Origin of the sequence: Polyangium sp. 15x6 (genome assembly GCF_029960785.1) — a bacterium.
Taxonomy (GTDB): domain Bacteria; phylum Myxococcota_A; class Polyangia; order Polyangiales; family Polyangiaceae; genus Polyangium.
The window spans coordinates 1-10,096 of record NZ_JASBQE010000185.1 but is presented as its reverse complement, the minus strand read 5'-3'; the positions used below and the strand labels follow the sequence as shown (position 1 = coordinate 10,096).

The window sequence follows — 10,096 nt, the reverse complement described above, 5'->3', positions numbered from 1 at the left end:
GCTGCCGCCATCGCCGCCTGCGCCGCCTGCGCCGCCTGCGCCGCCGCTGCCGCCTGCGCCGCCTGCGCCGCCTGCGCCGCCGCTGCCCCCTTCGCCGCCGCTACCACCAGCGCCGCCTGCGCCGCCGCTGCCACCCATTTCACCGAGGATGCGGCCACGAACTCGGTAGCTGTCGAACGGCGCGCCCAGCATGAACCGGCTGTAGAGCGCCAGCGTCTTGCCCGCGCCGTCCGAGGCCAGCGCCGTCGCGCGGGTGTCCAACCCCGGAGGCGCCACCGTGAACACCGGCTCGACCATGCCCGCGGGGCTCAGCTCCACGCCGCGCAGCGCCACCTCGCACCCCGCTGCCGTGGCCTCGCGCTCGCGCCAGGTCACCACGATGTGCTGCCCGTCGAATGCAGCCGAGGGGAAAGCCTTCGGCTGGGAGTCGCCGCACCCATTCACGATCGGCGCGATCACGAACCCGTCCGGATCCAGCACGGTCCCGGCGGGGCTGACGCGCGCGCCGCGCAGGGCGTGGGCGCCGCCGCCGTCCTTCGAGACCCACACCACCACGTGGTTCTGCCCGTCGAAGACGGCCGCCACCGGGCCCTCGACAAGGGGCGCGCTGGACGACGCGATGGGGAAGAGTGCCGTGTCCACCAGCATACCCGAGGGGCTCATCCGCGCCCCGCCCAGGCCCAGGCCCGGGCCCATCCCGTACGTCGCGAGGTGATTCGTGCCGTCGAACGAGAACGCCACGGGAACGGAGGAGACGTCCGGGAGATCGATGGTGAACGGCCCGCTCACCACGCCCTGGTCATTCAGGAACGCCGCGACCGCGGTGAAGGAGACGTATTCGTCGAAAGCGACGAACAACGAGCCGGCAGGACTGTTCGCCATCTTGAACGTCGTGCAAGCGACCCCGAACAGGCCGACTTCGCCGAGCACCGCTCCCCCCGGGCTCACCCGGGTGACGGTGGACCAGCCGCCGCACCCTTGAGGGTGGTAATCGGTCGTCTCCGATAACACGATGAAATTCGTCCCGTCGAAGCCGACGCGGTACGCATACCGGTACAAGCCCGTATCGCCAGGCACGCTCGGAATGCCAGGCACGACCTCGATGCCATTGGGATCGAGGACCTGGCCGTCCGGCGCGACCCGCGCGCCGAACACGCCGCCCATCCCGCCCGCGCGCGTGTCGGTCCAGACGGCGAAGTAATTCGTCCCGTCGAAGGCGAGCGCGGGTCCTTGCTGCCCGTTCATGCCGGTGGCGACGCGGCTCGGCGGCGCCGGCAGCGTGCCGTCCGCCGCGACGCGCCTCGCGCGCAGGTTCGTGTGGATGAGTTCGTAGTCGAACAGCCCGTCCGCGAAGATCAGCAGCGCCTCGTCGCCGCTGGCCGTCGCCGCGAGATCCCGCCCTTTCCCGACGTCGAGCGGAGCGGCGTCGAGGGGGACACCACCCGAGCTCAGCCGCGCGGCGCGCAGCGGCGTGAAATCGTCCGTTTCCGTCCACACCCGCCAGAACACGGTGGTGACGCCGCCGTGGGAGGCGGCGGCGAGATGGGTGCCCGGCTCCCCCGGCCACAGCAGATCGAGGACGACCCCGCCAGGGTCGAGCACGGCCCCGGCGCTCGTGACGCGGGCGGCGGAGACAACGCCAACGCTCTGCGCGAAGTCCTCCACCGACCAGGCCGCCACGTAGTTCGTCCCATCGAAGGTGAGGGCGAGGTCGTCGGTGTACGAATTGGAGCTGATCGGCCCAACGGGGAACGGCGCTGCCTCGACGGGCGCGCCCTGCGCGTCGAGGCGGATGGCGCTGAGCTCGAATCCTTGGCTCCAGCCGAGCACCAGGGAGCCCGTGCCGTCGGAGGCCACGCGCAGGGGGCGGAGGGGGCGGGCAGGGTAGGGGTTGAGCTCGATGGGCACCGTGACCATGGGCCCGACGACGCCGGCCGGCGTGATCTGCGCGGCGCAGACGTGGCTGTTGTTGGCGCAGGGCCACACAGCCTGATAAGCGGCGCCGTTCCAGGCGAGGGCCGGCGGGGGGCCGAGCGAGCCTGTCGCGGCGATCGTGAGGGGGGTGGCGTCGAGGATCGCGCCACTCGCGTCCAGGCGGACGCCGCACTGGTTGCAGGCGGCGCCGGGAGCGCCCGCGAAGGTCACGAGGAAGCCCGAGCCGTCGGAGGCGACGGCCGGCTTGCTCCCCCGGCCGATGCGGAAGGCCGGCGAATCGAGCGGCGTCCCGTCCAGCGCCACGCGCGCGGCGTAGAGGGGGACGTTGATCGTGCCCTCCCCCGCGAAAGCCTCCCGCGAGTCCTCCCATACGACGAGGTACTGCCCGCCGCCGTAAGCGATCGCCGGGGCTTGCTTCACGCCGTCGACGTCTCCCAGGACCGGCGCGTCGAGGCCGATCTCGGGCCCTACGGTCAGGTAGAGGGGGTCGGCGGGCGTTCTGGGCTCGGCGCCGGGCAGCGAGAGCCCCGGCCCGCGGTCCGCCGCGGCAGGCGCGTCCGCCGTCCCGGGCCGGTCGGCGCACGACGAGAGGAGCGCTGCGCCGAGGGTGAGGGGTACGAGGGTGGAAAGAGAAGAGAGGAGGCTCAGCGAGGGTCGCCTGCCTCTCTGACCGAAGAATGATGGGAAAAACGGTAACATAACCAGGAAGCCTATCGTCCACGGGACGTCCTCGACAACAGGTTTGTCACACGGGCCTCCATTTTGCTCCGTCCGTTCTTGACGTCGTATTTCCGCCGCACCCGCTGGCTGAGCATTGGTCTCATCTGGGAGGCGCTTCGCTGGGGCGTTGCCCCAGGCCCCACCCGGGGCTATCCGCCCCGGGACCCGGACCAGCGCAAGCGCTGGACCGTTTATCGATGAACTGCGCGATGCGCAGTTCATCGAACAGGCCGAGTCAAGACCAGCGACGATCCTGCCAAACAAGACAGCCGCGCCGACCTTTCGATCGGCAACGCTGTCCCTGGTCTTGCACCGGCCTGGTGGAAGAACTGCGCATCGCGCAGTTCTTCCATCCCGAGTCCAGCGCTTGCGCTGGTTCGGGTCGAGGGGCGAACAGCCCCCGCGGGGTCCGGGGCAGAGCCCCGGCACGGCGGCCCCAAGAAGAGACCAATACTCAGCCCTGCTGCGGGGGGGTCGGAGTGGCGGAAATGAAGAGCGCGGCGAGGGCCTCTCGAGGGACTCGACGCGCCGAGCTCGCGGCCCTCGACACGACGAGCGCGACGGGGGCACCTCGACGTCGAGGGCCGTCCTTCATTTCCGCCACTTCGAGTCCCCCCGGGTGCGGGTGCGGCGGACATAGGCTCTCGAGCGCGGTCGGAGCGCCTCGACCTCGGAGAAGATTTTTGTTCAGAGGCGCGCATAAAACCCCCATCTTGCGGTGCGCGAGCGAGGCGGAAATAGGGATGCTTATGTTGGCCCAGCCCGCCGTCGTGGACGAAACTTTTTCTCCGATTCACCCGAAGAGGAGAAGGAAATATGTCCGCGTCCGACAACGGCATCAACCTGCCCGAAGGCTACGATCTGACGACCGCCCAGATCTGCTCGTTCCTCGTCAACGTCGCCTCCGATATGTGTGCGCAGTGGCTCGCCGCGAATAAACCCGCGCCCTCCGATTTCTCGTGGAAGCCGGCCAACCAGTGCCCCGTGACGCGCGATCTCTACAAGGTGGAGGACGTCGAGTTCGGCAACCTCATTTGGAGCACATTCCAGTACGGCAACAGCAAGACTGAACCCTTCTGTTTCGTTGCCACATACAAGGGCAAGAAGTACCTCGTCTTCCGGGGCTCTCAGTCGGGGGCCGATTTCGGCATGGACAGCGAGTACAAGCTCACGGACTATGCCGCGCCTACCTCGGCTCCTCCGAGCGGCGTGCAGGTCGAGACCGGTTTTTACGCAGTGTATAACGGCCTGCTCGAGAGCTTGAAAGACGAGCTCGCGTCCTTGAAGGGGACGCTCACGGTGACCGGCCACAGCCTCGGCTCGGCGCTGGCCACGCTCGCGGTGCCGCTGGCAAGATCGCTCGATCTATCGGTCCAGATGTACAACCAGGCCAGCCCTCGCGTGGGAAACGCGGCGTTCGCCTCGTATTACACGGACCTGAAGATCACCACGTACCGGCTCGTCAATACCGCCGACTCGGTCCCCAAGAGCCCTCCGGGGTCCTATGTGCACGTGGGTACCGAGGTCGACTTCACCGCGGTGTACGACGGGAAAGAAGCGAACAAGCATAACGCCTGCTGCTCCTACTCGTACGCCATCTTCAATCCCAAGGCACCGATCAACCCCAATTTCGACTCGTGCATGTCGGGTTGAAGGCCGCGGTCTAGCAGCGAGCAGGCCCGCGCCGTCCGCCTCGATGCCCGAGGCCGGCGAGCACGAGGAGCACGTCGAGAGCCGCGCCGCCTCGATGCCCTCGGGGGTACGTCGTGACGCACCCGCTCCCATGCAGGACCGCCGCGATCACGTGGTCGAGCGCGGTCGGGGCGCCTCGACGTCGGGGAAGATTTTCGCCGAGGGCCGGCCGGCTCGCCGAGGGCCCTCGAGCCCCGTGCCGCTCGCCGAGGAGCTCGCCGCGAGGCGATTCCGCCGCCTTCATTTCCGCCACTCGGCCCCCCCCGGATGCGGGTGCGGCGGAAATACGACGTCGAGCGCGGTCACCAGGAGCGAGAGGAGCCGAGCGTACACGAGCGCCGTCGGGCTTGGCCCTGATCGGCGGGAGAGTTACCCACGATTCCCCAGCGGGCGGTGCCTTACTTCGCGCACACCCACTTGCCCAACCTGTTGTTGGTGACGGTCATTATCCAGGACCCGGTATCGACGCTGGGAGCCGTTATCAAGATGCCTTGACTCACGTCGTTCACATTGAACGCGCCATTGATCTCGGTGAGGGCGCATCCCTTGACGACGGGGTTGCCCAAGGCCCCCCCGATGGGTACACTCGTGCTCCCGTCCTCGGTGGCATACACCATGCCCGACGCGAACACCGTTCCTGTCGGGAAGTCCACGCACGTGGCCGAGATGGTAGCGTGCGAGCCGCTGTAATCGTCGATGAGGTTGCCCTCGATATACCATCCGGTCGTCGAGTGAGTGGCATCCGTCGTCGTTACCTTGACGACGCGCGCGAATCTGGTGGCGCTGTTCCACGAGCCATCGACGCCGGTCACGCCGCTAAGGAAGCATTGCCGCAGGCTGGTGCCCAGAGCGGTGATCCAGACTGGAGCGGAAGTACCACTCGTATTACTCGACCAAATGCTGCTTCCAACGGCGGTGCTGGGGAGGCACGCCGCGTTGGCTTTGACGAGATTATTGTACGGGACTCGATTGTTGTTCTGATCCGTGACTGCGCCTCCGTGCGCAAAGAGCGTGCTCGTCGTCACGCGGGCCGTTGCTTTCATGCTGTTAGGACCGCCGAACCAGTCGCCTTGGTTGAGATTGCCTGCCACTCCGCTGAGGAAGCATACCTCCCCGGCGGCGGGCGATATCGAGGTGCCGGTCCAGTTGGTCGTGCTCTGCGCCGTGAAGGAGCTGAAACCGGTCAGCGCCTCCTCCGCCTCGTCGACGATCTCCTCCGACCCGATTTCCGGCTCGACCATGCACCCGCTCGTGAGCGCGCCAACAAGCAGTGCGTAAAGAAGGGGCGAGAGCGAGCGCAGGAGCGACGTAACTGTATCAGTGGTAATTTTCACTTGGGTTCTGTCTCCGTAATTCATTTGAGCACAGCGTATCACAAACAAGCATGAGGATTACGTCCAGTCAAGAACTCCTGTGAGCCAAACAGGACCTCATGGTGGACCTCGCGGCAGGCAGCGCGGTCGAGGCGTCGAGAACTCAAAAAAGATCTCCGCCGAGGGCCAGCCGGCCCGCCGAGGGGCCCTCGACCCCTTACGCGCGCCGAGCTCCGGCCCCGCGACGCCGCCCGGCCTCGCCGTCGCCCTCGACCACGCCGCGATCACCCGCCTCGACGCCGGCCCCCGCGGCAACGTGCGGCTCCGCCGAACCCCTCGGCGAGGCCCTCGCGTCGAGCCTCACGACGCTCGCCGAGGAGCGTTGCTCGATGCGCTCGCGGCTGGCGTCAAGGCGGCCGGCGTCGAGGTCCGGCACCGCGCTGATCTTCCCCCGAGCGCGCCACGCATCGACCACGGCGCGGGCCCATGATGACCGCGGCGGATCCCACGGAAACGGACGACAAATGCTCGCTCCTCCGGCCTGCTTGTCACCGCTAGCCGCACACCATACCCACCGCGAGGAAAACGGCGCTCCCGGCCCCGACGAAGACGCACGCCTCGTAGGCGCAGCAGTAAGCGTCCTCGAGCATCGGCGAGGTCAAAGCAAGCACCTCCCACTGCGAAGGCGGTCCGAGGTCACGGGCGAGGGCGGAGGTCGCTTCACGAACGAGCACGTCGTTGTCGTCGGCGCCGAGACGCCCGTTCTGCACGAATAGGCGCAGGTACGCCACCGGATCGACGCTTGTTCCCGTGATCGTGAAGCGCGAGACCTCGTTCCACGGCGCGACAAGATTGCTCGGCACGACGACGAACGGGTTCCTCTCCGGCGCGCGGAGGAGCAAGCCGTCCGCGTCGCGCGCGACGATCTCGACCCTCCGTGCGTCGCGGACGGCGCCGACGAGCCTCTCGGTTGCCCACGCCGCGAAGAGGAGCACTCGGTCGAGCCCCGAGAACGCCGAGAGCTCCGGGGCGCGAAATGTGGCGAGGGCCTCACCAAGAGCCCCTTCGGAGCGGAGGAGCGCGAGCGCCTCCGCGATCGCACCCGCTTCGATCGCCACGGAGTGCAGAGTACCTTCGCGCCTCGGGCGAACAACCCGTTTCTTTCGATGCCGCGCCCCCACGGCGCTCCTCCAGGATCCGGAGGCCGAGGTGGCGGAAATGAAGGAGGCGGAATCGGTGGCGGAAGTACGACGTCAAGCGCGGTCGGGGCGCCTCGACCTCGGGGAAGATTTTCGCCGAGGCCCGGCCGGCTCGCCGAGGGGCCCCAGGCCCCTTGCGCGCGCCGAGCTCGCCGAGCGCGAGGCCCTCGACGCGGCCCCGGCCTCCTCGTCGCCCTCGACCTCGGCGGGATCGCCCGCCTCGACCTCGACCCCCGCGGCAACGTGCGGCTCCGCCGAACCCCTCGGCGACGCCCTCGCGTCGAGCCTCGCGACGCTCGCCGAGCAGCACGCCGCGACGTGTTTCCGCCGCCTTGGTTTCCGCCACTCTGACCCCCCCTGATGCGGGGGCGGCGGAAATACGATGTCGAGCGCAGTCCCCGCCCTAAAAGGCCGGGGAAGATTTCGCCGCGAGGCCGGCCCCGTCGCCGGGGGGCCCTTGCGCGCGCCACAAACACATCGCCAAATCTCCCGAGAATGTGGTAGGGAGCATCCAAACCCGAACTACGCCAGAAGGTCTTTCATGTCCGCTCAGAAGCTCGATCTTGGGCCACTTCCCGATGCAGATAACAACTCTGTGCTCGAACAAGCCAGCCTCGCAGCGTTGCGAGGCTTACTGCCACCGGAGCGTTTCGTGCTGCGAGACGAGCGTGAAACGGACCTCGGGGTCGACGCGTCCCTAGAGTTGAGGATCGACGGAAAGGGAACGAACTTTCGATCACAACTTCAGCTAAAGGCGCGTTCAGGACTTACCATAAATCAAGACGGTTCGTATTCGGTGCCTATGCCGACCGCGAATCTCAATTACATGCTCAACGGGCTCTGCCCAATTTACCTCCTGTATATCGCCGAAACCAAGGAGATCCGCTTCGCCTTTGCTCGCGATGAACTCAAGCGGATCCTGACAGCCACGCCGGATTGGATGAAGCAGGGCCACGTAAGTCTTCGATTCGGCCGCGTGCTGGACGCCACCGCGCTTGACGAGATCCATCGCAAGGTCTTGGAGGAGGCAAGGCTTCACCGGCAGCTTCACGATTACCTTACCCCTTTGGCACCTCAGGCTGCCGCTCGGCTTCAGATCCAACCTGGCAATCTGACCATCCAAACTGCAAACGCTGCTGCCCGAGTTCTCGAGCAAGACGGAATGGCTCTGATTTCGGCAGGTTTCCCACAGAAGGTTCTCGAACTTGCAGCCCTTCTAGGCCACGATGACTTCGAGCGCGCACCCAGATTGCTCTTGGTTCGTAGTTTTGCGGAATTTTCCAACCGCAACTACCTCCGAGCCGATGCACCAGTGAGGGAGGCATTGCTCTCGATGGATCGTCTCTCAAACGACGATCAGCAGTTTGCGCTGTTTCTCGCCAATGCGATCGAGATGGCCATGGGGCAACTTACGACAGCAGAATTTACCAACAAATCGAAACAATGGCGAGATTCTGCCCCTGAGTATCTCGCCGTCCAATATGATGTGCTACACCACTGGATACTACGCTCCGAAGCAGTTGGGACACAGGCATTCGCTGAGGCCGAACTTCAACTTCGGAAATCGATCGATAGAGCAGAAGCACTTGCCACCATGCCAGAAAGCGGCAAGCTCTACGCTCGACTCTTGCGATTTTTTATAGATTCGGGCGATGCATGCGAGCGCCTTCTAAACGTGATGCGGCACAGCAAAGACCCTTGGTTGTGGCAACGCATTCACAGTGAGCCGCCGAGTGTAGTGATTCCTCGGGAGCAGGCTCGGCTGGAGCAATGGCGGGAGGGACTGAATAAGCACGTAGACGCGATTCGCGACACTGCCAATGCTTCGCTTTACTGCGAAGCGTGTATTGGGAGGGATTTGTGTGATATAATGATTCTTTCTCAGCTCCACATGACGGCAGCAGTTCTGGAGCAAGATCCGCCCACGGTGCATGACGCCTTTCTTGATAGGGTACGCAAGACTGCCGAAATGGCATCAAGGCTTGGCCTCTACGAATTTGAGCTGAGAGCACAATTGAACGAGGCCGAGCTGGAGGATATGAGGGGGAATGTTGAGCGAGCCAAAGAAATTGCCAATCTTGTTCGACGAAAGGCGGCCGCATTGCGGTATCGGGACGTTGAACGAATCGCGGCCGACATGGCGAAAGGGAATCGTGTTACCTCAAAGTTCGTGGCAGAGGCTACGGCGGCGCTCGTCGAAAATTTCGATGCAACGATGGCAGCGCTATCTGATGAGGTCCTCGAGAGGCAGGCGCAAGATGCGTGCGTCATGCTCCAGATTCCGCTCAGCCGGAGCAAGGTGGCACTCGATGCGGCGAAGTGCGAGCGCGAAACCGCTCGCCAGCGGCTTACATGGTGCCGTCATCTTCGCATGCTCGAAGATCCCAGGAATCTGCATGATCCGTTCATTCAAGCGCCTGAGAAGTTGTGCCACTGTGAACTTCGACAAGTTTCCTCTTTCGAACCGAGCACCAACTGGAGGTCAATCATCGGTACGTTCAAGAGCATATGGTGCGATGGCTGCACTGCTCGTGAGCCCGCCGGATCCGATCCTGCTGCCACTTTTTAGGATGTTATCACAATGTCCCTCCGCTTCCGCAAATCCATCAAGATCCATGGAGGTTTCCGCGTCAACCTGAGCTCCCGCGGCATCGGCGCATCCTGGGGCGTCCCCGGCTTCCGCGTCAGCACCGGCCCTGCCGGCTCCCGCGCCCACTTCGGCCTCCCCGGCACCGGCCTCCATTGGAGCCAGAACCTCGGCACCGCCCAGCGCGTCGGCTCCTCGGCCGGCGCGCAGTACCAGCAGATGCTCGCGGTCCAGCACGACCCGAGCCACGCCCCCTAATTCGACCCGAACCGCCACGACGTCCAGCTCCACGAACAGCACATCCGCGCCCTGACCACGCTTCACCACGAGGGGTGGTCCCCCTGGGACTGGCACCGCGTCGCCGCATCGCCCCCACCCCCGCAGCCATACCGACAAAACCACCGCGAAGCCGCCGCCCTCCACGCCCTACAAGCGCACCGCCCCGGTGTCCTCGGAAAGCTCACCGGAGCCGATCGCCACCTCGAAGAGCTCCAGCAAGCCGTCCACGTCGCCCGCGCCCAGGATGAGCGTAAGTCCTCGCCCACCACCGTCTGGACGACCATCCGCGCCCATGGCAGGCGCCACGTGCGCGGCACGCGCATGCTCGCCGCGCCGGCGTGCGCTCGGCGGGTTCGTCGCAGCCGCACAAT

Annotated in this window: 6 protein-coding genes and 1 pseudogene; 3 read left to right on the top strand and 4 right to left on the bottom strand. The window is 65.7% G+C overall.

What is annotated here, in order from left to right:
* Positions 1-2,634 (bottom strand): annotated as a pseudogene (locus QHF83_RS51930) (hypothetical protein); the annotation flags it as partial.
* An 837-nt stretch (positions 2,635-3,471) separates the two neighbouring features.
* On the opposite strand from QHF83_RS51930, the gene QHF83_RS51925 reads away from it, so the two are divergent.
* A complete protein-coding gene (locus QHF83_RS51925) occupies positions 3,472-4,308 on the top strand; it encodes a lipase family protein (RefSeq protein WP_282425623.1) in 837 nt (278 codons plus the stop codon).
* Positions 4,309-4,745: 437 nt separating this feature from the next.
* On the opposite strand, the gene QHF83_RS51920 is transcribed toward QHF83_RS51925, so the two are convergent.
* Both QHF83_RS51920 and QHF83_RS51915 read right to left on the bottom strand, forming a co-directional pair.
* Positions 4,746-5,588, bottom strand: a complete 843-nt coding sequence (locus QHF83_RS51920; RefSeq protein ID WP_282425622.1) for a hypothetical protein — start codon at positions 5,586-5,588, stop codon at positions 4,746-4,748.
* A gap of 626 nt (positions 5,589-6,214) precedes the next feature.
* Positions 6,215-6,778: a hypothetical protein gene (locus tag QHF83_RS51915; RefSeq protein WP_282425621.1), complete on the bottom strand. Its 564-nt coding sequence runs from the start codon at positions 6,776-6,778 to the stop codon at positions 6,215-6,217.
* A gap of 622 nt (positions 6,779-7,400) precedes the next feature.
* Between QHF83_RS51915 and QHF83_RS51910 the strand changes: the two genes are divergently transcribed.
* Positions 7,401-9,428 carry a DUF4365 domain-containing protein gene (locus QHF83_RS51910; protein ID WP_282425620.1) on the top strand — a complete coding sequence of 676 codons (2,028 nt, stop codon included), beginning with the start codon at positions 7,401-7,403 and terminating at the stop codon, positions 9,426-9,428.
* A gap of 12 nt (positions 9,429-9,440) precedes the next feature.
* A complete protein-coding gene (locus tag QHF83_RS51905) occupies positions 9,441-9,704 on the top strand; it encodes a DUF4236 domain-containing protein (RefSeq protein WP_282425619.1) in 264 nt (87 codons plus the stop codon).
* A gap of 168 nt (positions 9,705-9,872) precedes the next feature.
* On the opposite strand, the gene QHF83_RS51900 is transcribed toward QHF83_RS51905, so the two are convergent.
* A partial coding sequence (locus QHF83_RS51900) for a hypothetical protein (protein WP_282425618.1) occupies positions 9,873-10,096 on the bottom strand: 224 nt, incomplete at its 5' end.

What these genes read in the sequence shown, in the direction of transcription:
- QHF83_RS51910 (WP_282425620.1), top strand. Translation starts at nt 7,401, where the DNA reads ATGTCCGCTCAGAAGCTCGATCTTGGGCCACTTCCCGATGCAGATAAC.
- QHF83_RS51920 (WP_282425622.1), bottom strand. Translation starts at nt 5,588, where the DNA reads ATGGTCGAGCCGGAAATCGGGTCGGAGGAGATCGTCGACGAGGCGGAG.
- QHF83_RS51925 (WP_282425623.1), top strand. Translation starts at nt 3,472, where the DNA reads ATGTCCGCGTCCGACAACGGCATCAACCTGCCCGAAGGCTACGATCTG.
- QHF83_RS51905 (WP_282425619.1), top strand. Translation starts at nt 9,441, where the DNA reads ATGTCCCTCCGCTTCCGCAAATCCATCAAGATCCATGGAGGTTTCCGC.